General features: G+C 70.0%; 12 protein-coding genes, 5 tRNA genes and 1 pseudogene. 15 read left to right on the forward strand and 3 right to left on the reverse strand.

Going from position 1 to position 16,166, the window contains the following annotated elements; all coding sequences use genetic code 11:
• Positions 1 to 4: 4 nt before the first annotated feature.
• Entirely contained in the window at positions 5 to 3,592 is a 3,588-nt protein-coding gene (locus OG753_RS29345) for a nitrate- and nitrite sensing domain-containing protein (protein WP_405790770.1), read from the reverse strand.
• Positions 3,593 to 4,171: 579 nt separating this feature from the next.
• Between OG753_RS29345 and OG753_RS29350 the strand changes: the two genes are divergently transcribed.
• The 9 genes from OG753_RS29350 to OG753_RS29390 all read left to right on the forward strand — a co-directional run bounded on the left by OG753_RS29350 (position 4,172) and on the right by OG753_RS29390 (position 8,997).
• Entirely contained in the window at positions 4,172 to 4,360 is a 189-nt protein-coding gene (locus OG753_RS29350; RefSeq protein ID WP_030009260.1) for a hypothetical protein, read from the forward strand.
• 96 nt (positions 4,361 to 4,456) lie between these two features.
• Complete coding sequence (locus OG753_RS29355; protein WP_327264625.1) at positions 4,457 to 5,245, forward strand: fumarylacetoacetate hydrolase family protein; 789 nt, start codon at positions 4,457 to 4,459, stop codon at positions 5,243 to 5,245.
• Positions 5,238 to 6,713, forward strand: a complete 1,476-nt coding sequence (gene gltX, locus OG753_RS29360; RefSeq protein ID WP_327264626.1) for a glutamate--tRNA ligase — start codon at positions 5,238 to 5,240, stop codon at positions 6,711 to 6,713. Before OG753_RS29355 ends, gltX begins: the two co-directional genes overlap by 8 nt.
• Before the next feature lie 971 nt (positions 6,714 to 7,684).
• Positions 7,685 to 8,413, forward strand: coding sequence for an HAD family hydrolase (locus tag OG753_RS29365; protein WP_405790773.1), 729 nt, complete (start codon positions 7,685 to 7,687; stop codon positions 8,411 to 8,413).
• Positions 8,414 to 8,499: 86 nt separating this feature from the next.
• Positions 8,500 to 8,571 (forward strand) — tRNA-Gln (locus OG753_RS29370).
• Positions 8,572 to 8,598: 27 nt separating this feature from the next.
• Positions 8,599 to 8,671 (forward strand) — tRNA-Glu (locus OG753_RS29375).
• 61 nt (positions 8,672 to 8,732) lie between these two features.
• Positions 8,733 to 8,805, forward strand: a tRNA-Glu gene (locus tag OG753_RS29380).
• A gap of 24 nt (positions 8,806 to 8,829) precedes the next feature.
• Positions 8,830 to 8,901, forward strand: a tRNA-Gln gene (locus tag OG753_RS29385).
• A gap of 23 nt (positions 8,902 to 8,924) precedes the next feature.
• A tRNA-Glu gene (locus tag OG753_RS29390) sits at positions 8,925 to 8,997 on the forward strand.
• 160 nt (positions 8,998 to 9,157) lie between these two features.
• On the opposite strand, the gene ndgR is transcribed toward OG753_RS29390, so the two are convergent.
• Positions 9,158 to 9,874 (reverse strand): IclR family transcriptional regulator NdgR, encoded by a 717-nt coding sequence (ndgR, locus tag OG753_RS29395; RefSeq protein ID WP_007266782.1) that lies wholly within the window; start codon positions 9,872 to 9,874, stop codon positions 9,158 to 9,160.
• 184 nt (positions 9,875 to 10,058) lie between these two features.
• On the opposite strand from ndgR, the gene leuC reads away from it, so the two are divergent.
• From leuC to OG753_RS29415, 4 genes are all read left to right on the forward strand, one after another.
• The gene (gene leuC, locus OG753_RS29400; protein ID WP_327264628.1) at positions 10,059 to 11,483 is read left to right on the forward strand and encodes a 3-isopropylmalate dehydratase large subunit; all 1,425 of its coding nucleotides are present in this window, start codon (positions 10,059 to 10,061) and stop codon (positions 11,481 to 11,483) included.
• A gap of 3 nt (positions 11,484 to 11,486) precedes the next feature.
• Complete coding sequence (gene leuD, locus OG753_RS29405) at positions 11,487 to 12,080, forward strand: 3-isopropylmalate dehydratase small subunit (RefSeq protein ID WP_383199106.1); 594 nt, start codon at positions 11,487 to 11,489, stop codon at positions 12,078 to 12,080.
• 137 nt (positions 12,081 to 12,217) lie between these two features.
• On the forward strand, positions 12,218 to 12,445 hold the full coding sequence (locus OG753_RS29410) for a hypothetical protein (protein ID WP_030009267.1): 228 nt from the start codon (positions 12,218 to 12,220) through the stop codon (positions 12,443 to 12,445).
• 144 nt (positions 12,446 to 12,589) lie between these two features.
• Entirely contained in the window at positions 12,590 to 13,270 is a 681-nt protein-coding gene (locus OG753_RS29415; RefSeq protein ID WP_327264630.1) for an HU family DNA-binding protein, read from the forward strand.
• Positions 13,271 to 13,560: 290 nt separating this feature from the next.
• On the opposite strand, the pseudogene cofC reads toward OG753_RS29415, so the two are convergent.
• A pseudogene (cofC, locus tag OG753_RS29420) lies at positions 13,561 to 14,235 on the reverse strand (2-phospho-L-lactate guanylyltransferase); the annotation flags it as partial.
• A gap of 166 nt (positions 14,236 to 14,401) precedes the next feature.
• Between cofC and OG753_RS29425 the strand changes: the two are divergent.
• Positions 14,402 to 15,154, forward strand: coding sequence for a lysophospholipid acyltransferase family protein (locus tag OG753_RS29425; protein ID WP_327264631.1), 753 nt, complete (start codon positions 14,402 to 14,404; stop codon positions 15,152 to 15,154).
• Complete coding sequence (locus tag OG753_RS29430; RefSeq protein ID WP_327264632.1) at positions 15,151 to 16,161, forward strand: NAD(P)H-dependent glycerol-3-phosphate dehydrogenase; 1,011 nt, start codon at positions 15,151 to 15,153, stop codon at positions 16,159 to 16,161. The genes OG753_RS29425 and OG753_RS29430 overlap by 4 nt, the downstream gene beginning before the upstream one ends.
• The last annotated feature ends 5 nt before the right edge of the window (positions 16,162 to 16,166 follow it).

Consider the following 16,166-nt stretch of genomic DNA (forward strand, 5'->3'; position numbering starts at 1 on the left):
TCAACTAACGCTCCTGCTGGTAAGTGGGGTCGATGTGGTAACTGCCGGTCGCCGGTCCGTTGTTGCCGGCCTGACGGCCCTGCTGGATACCGCGTCGGAGGTTGGTCAGACGGCCGCGGACGTCGTCCGGGGCGCGCGAGACCTGGGGACCAGCCTGCGCCTCGGACTGCTGCTGCGCGGTGCCGGCCACGAGGTTCGCCCGCGGGACCCGGCGGGGCAGCCCCGAGGTCGTGATACCGCCGGCGGCGGGCTGACGCACGCGCTCGGCCTGCCGCATCAGCTCGTCGTTCGGCGAGGACCGCCAGCTGACGGTCGGCGTGGCGCCGGTCGCCGTGACGGCGGACTCGGCCGCCTGCTCCTGGCCGCGCTGCGGCAGCGGCCGCTGCGGAGCGGGGGACGCCGGGGCGGACTGCTGCGGCTGCTGGGGCACGGCCGGTCCCTGCGCGGGGGGCTGCTGCCCCTCCTCGCGGAACCAGTTCGACTCCAGGGTGTCGAAGATCGGGCTGCGGGCGTCGCCGGAGCTCTGGGCCGGGGGCAGGGCCTCCGGCCGGTGGCCCTGCGGCAGCGGCTGCATGTGCTGCGGCTGGGGCTGCTGCGGGGTCTGGGGCTGCGGGGCGTAACCGCCGACACCGGGGCCGCCGGGACGCTGGGGCTGGTAGCCCGGGCGCTCGAACTGTCCGGTGGTGGACGGGTTCACGTTGCCCCGCACGTCCGGACGCTCGAACTGACCGGTCGTGCTGTTGCCGGCGTCGCCCTGGGGCATCGGGGCGTTGAAGTCCGGGCGGGCGAACTCGGAGGTCGAGCCGGGGCCCGAGAGCTCGTCGTGACCGCGCGCCTGGTCGCTGCCCCAGCTGGTGGTCTGCGGGCCGGGGAGCTCGGCACGGGGAGCGCCACCGCGCGGCGGCAGCTGCGGCCGGGGGCCGCCCGGAGCCGGAGCCGCGGGAGCGGCCGGCTGCTGGGGCTGCTGCTGCTGGGGCGGCTGCGGTCGCTCGAAGCCGTTGCCCTGCGGGAAGCCGGAGGGACCGGACGCCGGACGGGCCTGAGGGCCACCGCCGAAGCCGGCACTGGCGACCGGACCGCGGGCGGGCAGCGGAGCACCGGAACCGAAGGCACCCTGACCCTGTCCCGCGGTGGTCGGACCCTGCTGGGGACGGCCACCGGGACCACCCTGCTGGGGCCGGCCGCCCTGCGGGCCCTGCGGACGCTGACCGGCGCCGTCGCGGCCCGGAAGGGCCGCGCGCTGGGCGCCCGGGGCGACCTGACCGCGCTGCGGGCCCGAGCCCACGGACGGACGTGCGCCCGCACCGGGCACGGCACCCTGCGCACCGGGAGCACCCGGAGCGCCGGCGGGGCCGCCCTGAGCACCCTGACCGCCCTGGCCCGCCATGGGAGCCGGCTTCTTGCCGCCCTGGGCGACGTCCACCGGAAGCATGACGAGGGCCGTCGTACCGCCCGAGTCGGACGGGCGCAGCTGGATGCGGATGCCGTGTCGCAGGGACAGGCGGCCGACCACGAACAGACCCATGCGGCGGGAGACGGAGACGTCCACGGTCGGCGGCGACGCGAGTCGCTCGTTGATCGCGGCGAGGTCCTCGGGGGAGAGGCCGATACCGGTGTCGTGGATCTCGACGAGCACGCGCCCGTCGGGCAGTGCGTGACCGGTGACCTTGACCTTGGTCTGCGGGGAGGAGAACGAGGTGGCGTTCTCCAGCAGCTCGGCGAGGACGTGCACGAGGTCGTTGACCACGCGGCCGGCGACATCGGTGCCGGGCACCGACGCCAGCTCGACACGCTCGTACTGCTCCACCTCGGAGGCGGCGGCACGGAGCACGTCGACCAGCGGGACGGGGCGGGTCCACCGGCGGCCCGGCTCCTCGCCCGCGAGGACGAGGAGGTTTTCGCCGTTACGGCGCATGCGGGTCGCGAGGTGGTCGAGCTTGAAGAGGGAGGACAGCTGGTCCGGGTCGGCCTCGCGCGACTCCAGTTCGGAGATGAGCGAGAGCTGACGCTGGATGAGGCCCTGCGAGCGGCGGGAGAGGTTGGTGAACATCGCGTTGACGTTGCCTCGCAGGAGGGCCTGCTCGGCGGCGAGGCGGACGGCCTCGCGGTGCACGTCGTCGAATGCCGCGGCCACCTGGCCGATCTCGTCGCGGGTGTGCACACCGACCGACTCCACGGACGTGTCCACGTCCTGCGGGTCGGACTCGGACAGCTGCTTGACGAGCTCGGGCAGCCGGTCCTGGGCGACGCGCGTCGCGGTGTCCTGCAGGCGGCGCAGCGAGCGGATCATGGAGCGGGCCATGACGAACGCGCCGACGAGGGAGACGCCGAGGACGAGGAGGATCAGGGCACCGTTGATGATGGCGTCCTGCTGGGCCTCGTTCTTCAGCTCGCGGGCCTTCTGCTCCATCTCCTCGAGCAGGGTCAGCTCGATGACCTTCATGGCCGTGAGCTTGGTGCCGTCGGCGTCGTACCAGTCGAGCCAGGAGCGGTTCCGCTCGCGGAGGAACGCGTCGGGGCTGGACAGGACGCGGCGGGAGTAGCCGTCGGCGGTGGAGATCTCGGAGTTGCTGTCGCCCAGACCGGCGAGGAGGTCCTCGGTGCGGCCCTGGTAGACGAGTCCGAAGGTCGTCTTCGCCTGCTGCTCGCCCTTCTGCGCGGAGAGGGCGTACAGCCGGTCGTTCTCCTTCAGCTCGCCCTGCTTCTCCGAGGTGTCGGGGAGCGAGGCGGCGATGATCGCGCGCTGGATGGAGGCGTACTCCTTGGCGGCGGAGAACGCCGCCAAGGCACGGGTACGCTTGATCATCTCCGGGTTGGAGGTGGCCTGCGCCATGTCCTGGGAGAGGGAGAGCAGCGAGACGATCACCGAGTTGTATTCGCTGACGGTCTGCTGGGCGCCGTTGACGTACGCCCGGCTGCGGATCGTCTCGATGTTGGTGAGCTGGCGACCGATCTGCAGGACGTTGTTGCGGATCGACCGGAGCGTGTCGTCCTTCTCGCCCGTGCTGTCGACCTTGTCGGTCGCGGCGGCGAAGGCCTTCGCTGCGGTGTCCGTCGACTGACGGGCGACGTCCACCGTGGTGGTGCTCTTGCCCTTGGAGAGCGAGAGCGGACCTGCCGAGAGGTCGCGCTCCTCCTGGAGCATGGCGGCCAGGTTGGTGGCCTGTCGCGTCATCGTCGTCAGCAGCTGCATGTGCTCCAGCTGCGCGATGTCGTTGAGCGAGTCGTTGATACGGAAACCACCGAGCGTGGTGGCGGCGACGACCGGCAGGGTCAGCAGCGACACCAGTCGCGTGCTGATGCGCCAGTTCTGCATGGCGAGGCGAGAACCGGGCCCGTTGGGGGCCTTCGGTATCGCCACGTCCTGCTCAGCCGGTCCGGCAAGCGCGGCAGGTCCGGCTTTCGCCTTGACCCTGGCCTTGACGGACTTCCCACGGCCCTTCGCCTTCACCGCGGCGGAGGTGTCGGGGCCTGCGCCTTCGACAGCCGGCCCGCGGTTCTGGGCGTGCTGGGGCGAGGAGCCACGGTCGGTCCCGCCGCGCGGCTCCTGCTCCGCCGCAGCGCTGCCATCCCTCTTGAATCGTCCCTGCACTAGCGTCGCAACCTCTGGACCAGGCGTCCCGCCGGGCGACCGGTGGGACGGTGTCGAGTCGTGGGGCACTTGCCGCCCCATGGTGGTCGTCGGTGACCGGCGCGTCTTCCTCTCTTGGCCACCGCGCTCGGCGCTGAGTCGCGCCACCTGCGCGCCGGCTGATTCCCGCGGCGGTCCCGCGAATTCCAGCACAGTGGAGGATCTCCAACAAGGTGCGAGTACCGGCCCGGAGAGTCGGTTACTTCTCGTGATTGAAGCGCTACTCGATGTGCGACTGCATTCGGTAGAAACCGGACTTACGCCATCCAAACAACGCGGCTGCCAAGGTGTCCCAGTCGAGATGATCAGGAGCGGAATGGCGCATTCAGTGGCGCAATGTCCGTTTCGGGGGGTGGAGTTGCCTGTCCACTTTGACGGGAATGTCTGGTCACGGGTGAGCAAACTCACACAGCCATGGCCATTACTTCCTGGTTCGCCGGGGGATTCAGATGTTTAGCCTTGCCCCTTAAAGGGTTGGCGCCAGGGTTGGTGCATGCGACAGCCGACACTCACAGATCGAACCGAGGACCCCGAACTCCGATGAAGACGACGACGATGTTCCGCAACATAGCCAACCCCCGCCGCACGACCCTGGCGCACCTCAAGGACGCCGAGGACCTGCAGGCGGCCCCGGCCACCCCGGAGCACGCCGTCGAGCTGCCGACGCAGACCGCGAACCCGCGCCGCACCGTCCTGATGAACGTGCCGGTCGCCGCCGCCGCGGAGTAGCCACCCCGCAAAGGAACGTGAAGCGCCGCTGCCCGCCGCGTTAGCCTGGGGTCGCAGACTCCGGCAGGCGGAAATACAGAGGGGCAGACGCAACACGTGCGCATCGCCAGGTTCTCGATCGACGGCAACGTCGCGTTCGGCGCGGTCGAGGGCGACGGCGCCCCCGGCGACGATTCGACGCTCGTGCTCGACATCATCAAGGGCATCCCTTTCACGGACTTCGAGCTCTCGGGCACGAAGGTCCCGCTGAGCAAGGTCCGGCTGCTGCCGCCCGTGCTCCCGAACAAGGTCGTGGCCATCGGCCGCAACTACGCGGAGCACGCGGCGGAGCTGGGCAACGAGGTCCCGGACGCCCCGATCACCTTCTTCAAGCCCTCCACCTCCGTGGTGGGCCCGGGCGATCCGATCACCTACCCCTCCTTCTCCCAGGACCTCCACCACGAGGCGGAGCTCGCCGTGGTCATCGGCCGTATGTGCCGCGAGGTCCCCAAGGAGCGCGTCAAGGACGTCATCCTCGGCTACACCTGCGCCAACGACGTCACCGCCCGAGACGTCCAGCAGCGCGAGAAGCAGTGGGCCCGGGCCAAGGGCTTCGACAGCGCCTGCCCCCTCGGCCCCTGGATCGAGACCGACCTGGACCCGAGCGACCTGACCATCCAGTGCACGGTCAACGGCGAACAGCGCCAGCTCGGCCGCACCAGTGACATGGTCCGCTCCATCGAGGACCTGATCGTCCACATCTCCGAGGCCATGACGCTGCTGCCCGGCGACGTCATCCTCACGGGGACCCCGGCCGGAGTCGGCCCCCTCAACGTCGGCGACGAGGTCGCCGTCACCATCGAAGGCATCGGCACTCTCACCAACAAGGTGATCAAGCGTGGCTAACGCGAACGTCCGCGTACGTTTCTGTCCCTCCCCGACCGGCAACCCCCACGTGGGCCTGGTCAGGACCGCCCTCTTCAACTGGGCGTTCGCCCGCCACCACGGCGGTACGTTCGTCTTCCGCATCGAGGACACCGACGCGGCCCGCGACTCCGAGGAGTCGTACGACCAGCTGCTCGACTCGCTGCGCTGGCTCGGCTTCACCTGGGACGAGGGCCCCGAGGTCGGCGGCCCGCACGCCCCGTACCGGCAGTCCGAGCGCATGGACATCTACGCGGACGTCGCCCAGCGGCTGCGCGACGGCGGCTACGCGTACGACTGCTACTGCTCGACCGAGGAGCTGGACGCCCGCCGCGCCGCCGCCCGCGCCGCCGGCAAGCCCTCCGGCTACGACGGCCACTGCCGCGACCTGACCCAGGTCCAGCTGGAGGCGTTCCAGGGCGAGCACCGCCCCTCGATCGTGCGCTTCCGGATGCCCGACGAGCCGATCACCTTCACCGACCTGGTCCGCGGCGAGCTGACCTTCACCCCGGAGAACGTGCCGGACTTCGGCATCCTGCGGGCGAACGGCGCGCCGCTCTACACCCTGGTCAACCCGGTCGACGACGCGCTGATGCAGATCACGCACGTGCTGCGCGGCGAGGACCTGCTGTCCTCCACGCCCCGGCAGATCGCGCTCTACAAGGCGCTGATGGAGATCGGCGTCGCCACCGACATCCCCCGCTTCGGCCACCTGCCGTACGTGATGGGCGAGGGCAACAAGAAGCTCTCCAAGCGCGACCCCGAGTCCTCGCTCAACCTGTACCGCGAGCGCGGCTTCCTCCCCGAGGGCCTGCTGAACTACCTCTCGCTCCTCGGCTGGTCCTTCTCCAAGGACCAGGACGTCTTCTCGATCGAGGAGATGGTGTCGAAGTTCGACATCGACGGCGTGAACGCCAACCCGGCCCGCTTCGACCTGAAGAAGGCCGAGTCCATCAACGGCGACCACATCCGCCTGCTGGACCCGAAGGCCTTCGCGGACGCCTGCGCCCCGTGGCTGCAGGCCCCGCACGCCAACTGGGCCGCCGAGGACTTCGACGCCGAGGCCTGGGCGCGGATCGCCCCGTACGCCCAGACCCGCGTGACCGTCCTGTCGGACATCACGGCCAACGTCGACTTCCTGTTCCTCAAGGAGCCGGTGGAGGACCAGGCCTCGTGGGACAAGGCGATGAAGGGCGAGCCGGCCGCGCTGCTCACCACGGCGCGCGCCAACCTGGAGTCCGCGGACTGGTCGGACCCCGAGTCCCTCAAGCAGGCCGTCCTGACCGCCGGTGAGGCCCACGGCCTCAAGCTCGGCAAGGCCCAGGCGCCCGTCCGCGTGGCCGTCACCGGCCGCACCGTCGGCCTGCCGCTCTTCGAGTCCCTGGAGATCCTGGGCAAGGAGCGCTCGCTGGCCCGCATCGACGCCGCGCTGGCCAGGCTCGCCGCCTAGCCGCTCCCGTACGAGGACCAGGCCCGGACCCCGAGGCAGTCGCCAGGGGGTCCGGGCCTGAGTTCTGTGGCGGCGAGGACGAGGCGAGGGGGATCGGCCCTCCGTGAGGACGGCCCGGGCCGCGGCGATCCTCTTCCGGGGCAGCTCGCGCAGCTCATCGAGCACCGTGGCCTCCGCCGTGATCATCGACTGCCGGAAACACCGCCCGGTCCTGACAGCTCTGGGGAAATCAAGAATCGACCGGCCGAGGCGGCCTACTTTGGGGATCGACTCTCCGTCGTATTCGAGCGGCCCGTTTTTCCTTCCGATCCCCGCCTGCCGTACAGCACGGAAATCTCTTCCTTGCCGAGCTGCGCCTGTGCCGAGGCTGCGAAGGCGGGAGGCGATATCCGGAGGCGAGGCCGGAGTCCTGCTCCGGCGGTCGACCCTGGGGCCCGCGGCGGCGCGCTCGGGCGGCCGGTGGGCGAGCGAACAGCCGGCCGTGCACTTCTTCGCCAGCACGTGCTCGGCGGCCCGGGGCGGCCTCGCGCCGGCGCCGGCAGGTCGCGCTGCGGCGTCCCCGGGCGCTCCCTGCGCCGAGCATCCGGCCGGAACGAACGTGGCAAGCACGGCAGTTGCCACTCGTCTCGTCGTCATTCCTCCCGTGCGGGCCCCGCGCGCGGGGCTGTGGTGCGCTGGGGGAGTGACGGCTCGCGTCACAGGCACCGGAGAAGCCGCTGCTGAAGAAGGCCGTGGCTCTCTGCATGCTGCCGTTGCAGAAGGAGGCGGCGTTGTTCATGACCGGCTGGTCGTATCCGGCCTTACCGGGTTCCGGATACCTGTAGCCGGCGAGGCTGGCTATTCTCGCCCTCCCGGCCGTTCGTGCCGGTGAAGCCGGTGGCTGTTGCGCCGGATGCCATGGCAATGGAGCCTTGAATTCCGTTTTCCCTGTCCGGGGGACATGTTCCGCAGGCGTTTTGCATACTTGGGGCATGGTCATCCGAGCGGTTCTCTGGGACATCGACGACACCCTCTTCGACTACACAGGGGCCGATGCCGCCGGGCTGGCGCGGCAGCTGGAGGCCGAGCGTCTCGTCGACCGGTACGGGACCCCCGCGCAGGCGCTCGCGCTGTGGAGGCAGATCACCGACCGGCACTGGGCCCGCTTCGCGGCGGGCGAGGGCACCTTCCAGGGGCAGCGCCAGGAGCGGGTGCGGGAGTTCCTGGAGCGGCCCGGGATGACCGCGGACGAGGCGGACGCCTGGTTCGACAGTTACGTGGACCACTACAAGGCGGCCTGGACCGTCTTCCCCGACGTGGTGCCCGCCCTCGACGCCCTCGCGGCCGGCTACCGGCACGGGGTGCTCACCAACTCCTCCACCGCCAACCAGGACCCGAAGCTGCGCCACCTCGGGCTGCGCGACCGCTTCGAGGTGCTGGTCTGCGCCGTGGAGCTCGGGTTCAGCAAGCCCGCAGCGGAGGCCTTCCTCGCCGCGTGCGCGGCGATGGGGCTCGCCCCCGCCGAGGTGGCGTACGTGGGTGACCAGCCGGAGATCGACGCACGGGGAGCCCGCGACGCCGGGCTGCTGGCCGTCTGGCTCGACCGCGACGGAGACCGTGGCCCCGGTCCCGACGGCATACACCGCATCGAGGGCCTTGACCAGCTCCCCGAGCTGTTGGCGGGGGATACCCGTTTTGGAGCACGGTCAGGCATCCGGTAATGTTCTTTCTGCGCCGCCGGAGCGGGCCGAAAGGCCGGACGGAGGCGCCACCCGAAGAAAAGACCCCGTAAGGGGTTGACTTTTGGTGGGGTATAGTGTAATTGGCAACACGAGGGTTTCTGGTTCCCTTATTCTAGGTTCGAGTCCTGGTACCCCAGCGCAGTGCAGCAGTAACGCAGTGCTTTGCCCCCGTTGTGTAGCGGCCTAGCACGCCGCCCTCTCAAGGCGGTAGCGCCGGTTCGAATCCGGTCGGGGGTACAGATCCTTCCCGCGAGATCTCCAGGGTCGCACCCGGACGTCTTGATGCAGGATCGCTAGGGCCCCCGTTGTGTAGCGGCCTAGCACGCCGCCCTCTCAAGGCGGTAGCGCCGGTTCGAATCCGGTCGGGGGTACTGCTGGTCTGGTCTAGACCACTTTGGGCTATAGTGTAATTGGCAACACGAGGGTTTCTGGTTCCCTTATTCTAGGTTCGAGTCCTGGTAGCCCAGCGCAGTAACAGCAGCACCAGCTAGCCCCCGTTGTGTAGCGGCCTAGCACGCCGCCCTCTCAAGGCGGTAGCGCCGGTTCGAATCCGGTCGGGGGTACGCATCGAAGAGGCCCTCCGCGTTCATCGCGGAGGGCCTCTTCGCGTTGTACCGGCGTCGCGCCGGCGCGGAGACAAGTACGGGCCCGGAGGCGCGTGTTAGGACGTGTGCGGCGTCGTACGCGCCCCCGGACCCGGGGGTGAACAGATGGAGTGGGGCGTCAGCCAGAGCGGCGCAGCGCCTCCGTGAGCCGTGCGGCCGCGTCGATGACGGCCTGGGCGTGCATCCGCCCGGGGTGGCGGGTCAGCCGCTCGATCGGTCCGGAGACCGATACGGAGGCCACCACGCGGTTCGAGGGCCCGCGCACCGGCGCCGAGACGGAGGCCACACCGGGCTCCCGCTCGCCGATCGACTGCGCCCAGCCGCGGCGCCGTACGCCCGAGAGGGCCGTCGCCGTGAAGCGCGCGCCCTGAAGACCGCGGTGGAGCCGCTCGGGCTCCTCCCAGGCCATCAGGATCTGCGCTGCCGAACCGGCCTTCATCGGGAGCGTCGAGCCCACCGGGACGGTGTCCCGAAGACCCGACAGCCGCTCCGCGGCCGCCACGCAGATGCGCATGTCTCCCTGACGGCGGTAGAGCTGCGCGCTCTCTCCCGTCACGTCACGGAGGTGGGTGAGTACCGGTCCCGCCGTGGCCAGCAGACGGTCCTCGCCGGCCGCGGCGGCGAGCTCCGCCAGCCGCGGTCCGAGTATGAACCGGCCCTGCATGTCCCTCGCCACCATCCGGTGGTGTTCCAGTGCCACGGCAAGGCGATGTGCCGTGGGTCGTGCGAGCCCTGTCGCCGCGACCAGCCCGGCGAGGGTGGCCGGACCGGACTCCAGTGCGCTCAGTACCAGAGCTGCCTTGTCGAGAACGCCGACGCCGCTAGAGTTGTCCATGAAACGATATTCGCGTCTCACACTGTGAAACGCAAGTTCAATTTTTCCAAGAACCAGCGAGTCTGTATGTGCGGGTCCACGAACCACTGGGTCCGAGCCGTCGTCCGGGACGTGGGGTACGGACGATGCGGCGCACGAGATCTCTATGAAGCGCCGGCACAACCGGCCGGCCGGAGGGAAAGCGATGGGTAGGACACTCGCGGAGAAGGTCTGGGACGACCATGTCGTCCGGCGCGCCGAAGGCGAGCCCGACCTCCTCTTCATCGATCTGCACCTGCTGCACGAGGTGACCAGCCCGCAGGCCTTCGAAGGTCTGCGTCAGGCCGGCCGCAAGGTCCGACGCCTCGACCTCACCATCGCGACCGAGGACCACAACACCCCCACCCTCGACATCGACAAGCCGATCGCCGACCCGGTCTCCCGCGCCCAGCTGGAGACGCTGCGGGCGAACTGCGCCGAGTTCGGCGTCCGCCTGCACTCGCTGGGCGACGTCGAGCAGGGCGTCGTCCACGTCGTGGGACCGCAGCTGGGCCTGACCCAGCCCGGCACCACCGTGGTCTGCGGCGACTCGCACACCTCCACGCACGGCGCCTTCGGCGCGCTGGCCTTCGGCATCGGCACGAGCCAGGTCGAGCACGTACTGGCCACCCAGACCCTGCCGCTGGCCCGCCCGAAGACGATGGCCATCACCGTCACCGGCGAGCTGGCCGAGGGCGTCACGGCCAAGGACCTGATCCTGGCCATCATCGCCAAGATCGGCACCGGCGGCGGCCAGGGCTACATCCTGGAGTACCGGGGCGAGGCCGTCGAGAAGCTGTCGATGGAAGCCCGCATGACCATCTGCAACATGTCGATCGAGGCCGGTGCCCGTGCGGGCATGATCGCCCCCGACCGGACCACCTTCGACTACCTGCAGGGACGCGACCACGCCCCCACGGGCGAGGACTGGGACGCCGCGGTCGCCTACTGGCAGACCCTGCGCACCGACGACGACGCGGTCTTCGACGCCGAGGTCGTCATCGACGCCACCACGCTGTCCCCGTTCGTCACCTGGGGCACCAACCCGGGCCAGGGCGCGCCGCTGTCGGCCAACGTCCCCGACCCGGCTTCGTACGAGGACGCTTCGGAGCGCCACGCCGCCGAAAAGGCCCTGGAGTACATGGGGTTGACCGCCGGGCAGCCGCTGCGCGACATCAAGGTCGACACCGTCTTCGTAGGTTCCTGCACCAACGGCCGCATCGAGGACCTGCGCGCCGTCGCCGGCATCATCGAGGGCCGCAAAGTCGCCGACGGCGTACGGATGCTGGTCGTCCCGGGTTCGGTCCGCGTCGCCCTGCAGGCCGTGGAAGAGGGCCTGGACAAGGTCTTCAAGGAAGCCGGCGCCGAATGGCGGCACGCGGGCTGTTCGATGTGCCTGGGCATGAACCCCGACCAACTGGCGCCCGGTGAACGCTCCGCGTCCACCTCCAACCGCAACTTCGAGGGCCGGCAGGGCAAGGGCGGACGCACCCACCTGGTCTCCCCGCAGGTGGCCGCCGCCACCGCGGTACTGGGCCATCTGGCCTCGCCCGCCGACCTGTCCGACGCCCACGCGACCGCCGGAGTCTGAACCATGGAAGCCTTCACCACCCACACCGGCCGGGCCGTCCCGCTGCGCCGCAGCAACGTCGACACCGACCAGATCATCCCGGCCCACTGGCTGAAGAAGATCACCCGCGACGGGTTCGAGGACGGGCTCTTCGAGGCCTGGCGCAAGGACCCGGAGTTCGTCACGAACCGTCCGGAGCGCGCCGGCGCGACCGTCCTGGTCGCCGGCCCCGACTTCGGTACCGGCTCCTCGCGCGAGCACGCCGTCTGGGCCCTGCAGAACTTCGGCTTCAAGACGGTCATCTCCTCCCGCTTTGCCGACATCTTCCGCGGAAACTCCCTGAAGAACGGTCTGCTGACCGTCGTCCTCCCGCAGGAGACCGTCGAGCGACTGTGGAAGCTGACCGAGGCCGACCCGACCGCCGAGATCACGGTCGACCTGGTCGACCGCCAGGTGCGAGCGGAAGGCGTCGTCGCGGAGTTCGAACTCGACGACAACGCCCGCTGGCGTCTGCTGGAGGGCCTGGACGACATCTCGCTCACCCTTCAGAACGAAGCGGACATCGCTACGTACGAAAGCACCCGCCCGGCCTTCAAGCCGCGCACGATTCAGGTCTGATTCCAGCCTGATCAGCGCTTATTCACCCTCGGGTGATCACATCGACAACACTGTGCCCCCCGCCCTCCGGCGGGGGGCACAGCCGTTTGTTGAGGCCCCGTGAGGCGACAACTCGCCCCAGATGGCACAATCTGTGCATGGAACGCGACAGTCAACTCGAGCTCTACGAACTCGTCGCGGACCGGCTGAAAGAAGCACACACACGGGTGCGCTCACTGCAAGTCCCGGAGGGCGTAAGGATGGCGCTGTCCCGGAAGCTGTTGGTCGTCACGGCCGCGGCGAAGCATGATCTCGCCGATGCGGCAAGGCGCCTGGACAGGTTGATGAAGGACCTCGACGAGGGTCGATTCCCTGAAGGCGACTGATGCGAAGGAACTCCGTAACGGACTACAGCGTTGCGGCACTAGGGTGATTAGCCCGTTTCGTGTTTGATTTGCGGTATATATCCGCCTAACGTGCGAAATAAGCTTGAACACATTCGTTCTGGCGAAGTCTCCGAAGGGGAAGACGTGAACAAGGCGCAGCTCGTAGAAGCGATTGCCGACAAGCTGGGCGGCCGCCAGCAGGCCGCGGATGCTGTCGACGCGGTACTGGACGCGATCGTCCGCGCTACCGTCGCGGGCGACCGGGTCTCGGTCACGGGCTTCGGCTCGTTCGAGAAGGTCGACCGTCCGGCCCGTTACGCCCGCAACCCGCAGACGGGAGAGCGCGTCCGGGTCAAGAAGACCTCTGTCCCCCGTTTCCGCGCCGGTCAGGGCTTCAAGGACCTGGTCAGCGGCACCAAGAAGCTGCCCAAGGGCGGTGAGGTGTCCGTGAAGAAGGCGCCCAAGGGCAGCCTCACGGGTGGCGCCTCCGCGACGGTCAAGAAGGCCGTGGCGAAGAAGGCCACCACCGCCAAGAAGGCCGCGGCAAAGACCGCGGTCGCAAAGAAGGTCACGGCCAAGAAGACCACCGCGACCGCCAAGAAGGCCGCGGTCAAGAGCACCGCCACGGCGAAGAAGGCCACGGCCACCGCCAAGAAGGCCACCACGGCGGCCAAGAAGACCACCGCCGCCGCGAAGAAGGCCACCCCCGCGGCGAAGAAGACCGCGCCGGCGGCCAAGAAGGTCACCGCAGCGACGAAGGCGCCCGCCAAGAAGACGGCGACGCGCAAGGCCACCGCGAAGAAGACCACCGCCCGCAAGAAGTAGGGGCACGCGTCACACAGGCCGGGCCGGCTTTCCCCGTGCGGGGGAGCCGGCCCGCGGTGCGTCCGGCCGCCGCCGGCCGTTCCTCAGAAGGTCTGCAGCGTCACCAGGGTGATCCGCAGGCTCGCGCCCGCGCCGTCCGTCTCGATCCGCACCCGCTGCCCGGGGCGCAGCAGCCGCAGGCCGCCCGCGTCGAAGGCCGGGGCCTCGAAGGGCACCGGAGTGCCGTCGTCCAGCAGCACACTGCCGCTGCGGGTCTCGGAGTCGTACGTGTACGCGGTCGCCTGCATACGGGCACTGTATCGGGCGGTGTGACGCCCCACTCCGAGGGTGAGCGCGGTCCGCAGATCCGCCGCCGTGTCCACGTCCCGGCGCACGCTGTCGACGCCCGCGAGAACGATTTCCACCGCTCCGGAGGCCGAATGCCTGGCCCGTGACCGACCGCCGAAGGAGGGGGTCAATTCCACGTCCGGCGCGGCGGAAAGCAGGGTCGTCCCGATTCCGGCCGCATCCGCCAGAAATGCCCGCGGAAATACCGACGCGTTTTCGAGCACGCGTTGCAATTCCGGAGGCCGCAACGCGGGCAGGTCCGCGTTCAGCGCCGCCACCGGTGCGCCGGGCCGCCCCCGCCGCACCGCCCGCGCCCCGTGGGCCAGGGCCGCGTTGAGCCCGGCCGCCGGGGCGTCCGGGACGATCCGCGCCCCGAGCCGCGCCAGTTCCGCACCGGCCATGGCGTCGTCCGTGACGACCACCACATCCTCGACCGCGGCGCAGGCCAGGGCGCCTGCGACGGTGTCCTGCGCGAAGGCCAGGGCGAGGCCCGGACGAGAGGCGCCCACGGCCCTCGCGAGGCGGCTCTTCGCCACCGCCAGAGGCTTCAGCGGGACCACCAGACTCCAGACGGCTTTCGTGACGGACCCCTTCCCTCCGGTGCGCTCCGGCGCGTCCCCGGGCCATGGTCGGGTCATGGCCGGGTCATGTGTCGGCCCATTGTCGCCCCCGCCCAGGCGGCCCGGGAGTCCGGTGGCGTGAGCGGGGCGTACGGTGTTCTCGACAGAGACCGGGCGTGGGGTGACACTTGTCCGGCCCACGAGGTGCCCAAGCCGCGCACCGGTCCTAGAGGAAGGTGTCCGAGTGTCCCGCCGCAGAATCGGCTTCTGGTACCGCCTGGCGGCGGTCATCGCAAAACCGCCGCTGGTAGTGCTCTTCAAGCGGGACTGGCGGGGAATCGAGCACATTCCGGCCGAGGGCGGCTTTATCACCGCCGTCAATCACAACTCCTATCTGGACCCGCTCTCGTACGCGCACTTCCAGTACAACACCGGCCGGGTGCCGCGATTGCTCGCCAAGGCCGCCCTCTTCAAGGTCCCCATTGTCGGGTCGATCCTGCGCGGATCCGGGCAGATCCCCGTCTACCGGGAGAGCACCAACGCCCTGGACGCATTCCGGGCCGCGGTGGACGCCATCGAGAGCGGCGAATGCGTGGCCTTTTACCCGGAGGGCACCCTCACCCGCGACCCCGACATGTGGCCGATGGCCGGCAAGACCGGCGCCGCCCGCGTGGCGCTGATGACGCGGGCGCCCGTCATTCCGGTGGCCCAGTGGGGCGCGAACCTCGCGATGCCGCCCTACGCCAAGGAGAACAAGGTCCGGCTCTTCCCGCGCAAGACCCTCCAGGTGCTCGCCGGACCGCCGGTGGACCTCTCCGCCTTCTACGACCGGGAACCCACCCCGGAGATCCTGCGGGAGGTCACCGAGGTCATCATGGCGGCCATCACCGCGCTGCTGGAGGAGGTGCGCGGCGAGACCGCGCCCGAGCAGCCGTACGACCATCGCAACGCCAGGGCGGAACAGCGGCGCAAGGCCGCAGGGGAGGGCAACAAGTGACACGTCCCGTGAAGGCGACCGTCTTCGGAACAGGCTCCTGGGGCACGGCCTTCGCCATCGTGCTCGCCGACGCCGGCTGCGAGGTGACGCTGTGGGGCCGCCGCCAGGAGGTGGTCGACGCCATCAACACCGGCCGGACCAACCCGGACTACTTCCCCGGCGTCGAACTCCCCGGGAACCTGCGGGCCACCACCGACCCGGCCGAGGCCGCGGCCGGCGCCGACTTCACGGTCCTCGCCGTCCCGTCCCAGACCCTGCGCGACAACCTCGCCGCGTGGTCGCCCCTGCTGGCCCCCGACACCGTGCTCGTGTCCCTGATGAAGGGCATCGAACTCGGCACCGCCAAGCGGATGAGCGAGGTCATCGAGGAGGTGGCCAAGGTCCCCGCCGAGCGGATCGCCGTGGTCACGGGCCCCAACCTGGCCGCCGAGATCGCCGCGCGCCAGCCCGCCGCCTCCGTCGTCGCCTGCGTGGACGAGGGCGTGGCCCAGCGCCTCCAGGCCGCCTGCCACACCCCGTACTTCCGCCCGTACACGAGCACCGACGTCATCGGCTGCGAGCTCGGCGGCGCCGTCAAGAACGTCATCGGCCTCGCCGTCGGCATCGCGGACGGCATGGGCCTGGGCGACAACACCAAGGGCTCGCTCATCACCCGCGGCCTCGCCGAAGCCACCCGCCTCGGCGTGGCGATGGGGGCCGACCCGCTCACCTTCTCCGGACTCGCCGGCCTCGGCGACCTGGTCGCCACCTGCTCCTCGCCGCTCTCCCGGAACCACACCTTCGGCACCAACCTGGGCCGCGGGATGACCCTCGAGGAGACCATCGCGGTCACCAGGCAGACCGCCGAGGGAGTCAAGTCCTGCCAGTCGGTGGCCGATCTGGCCCGCCGCCACGGGGTGGACATGCCCATCACCGACACCGTGGTCGACATCGTCCACCACGGCAAGCCGACCCTGGTCGCGCTCAAGGAACTGATGGGACGCAGCGCCAAACCGGAACGTCGCTGACTCCA

It is taken from the genome of Streptomyces sp. NBC_00029, from assembly GCF_045160505.1.
GTDB lineage: Bacteria > Actinomycetota > Actinomycetes > Streptomycetales > Streptomycetaceae > Streptomyces.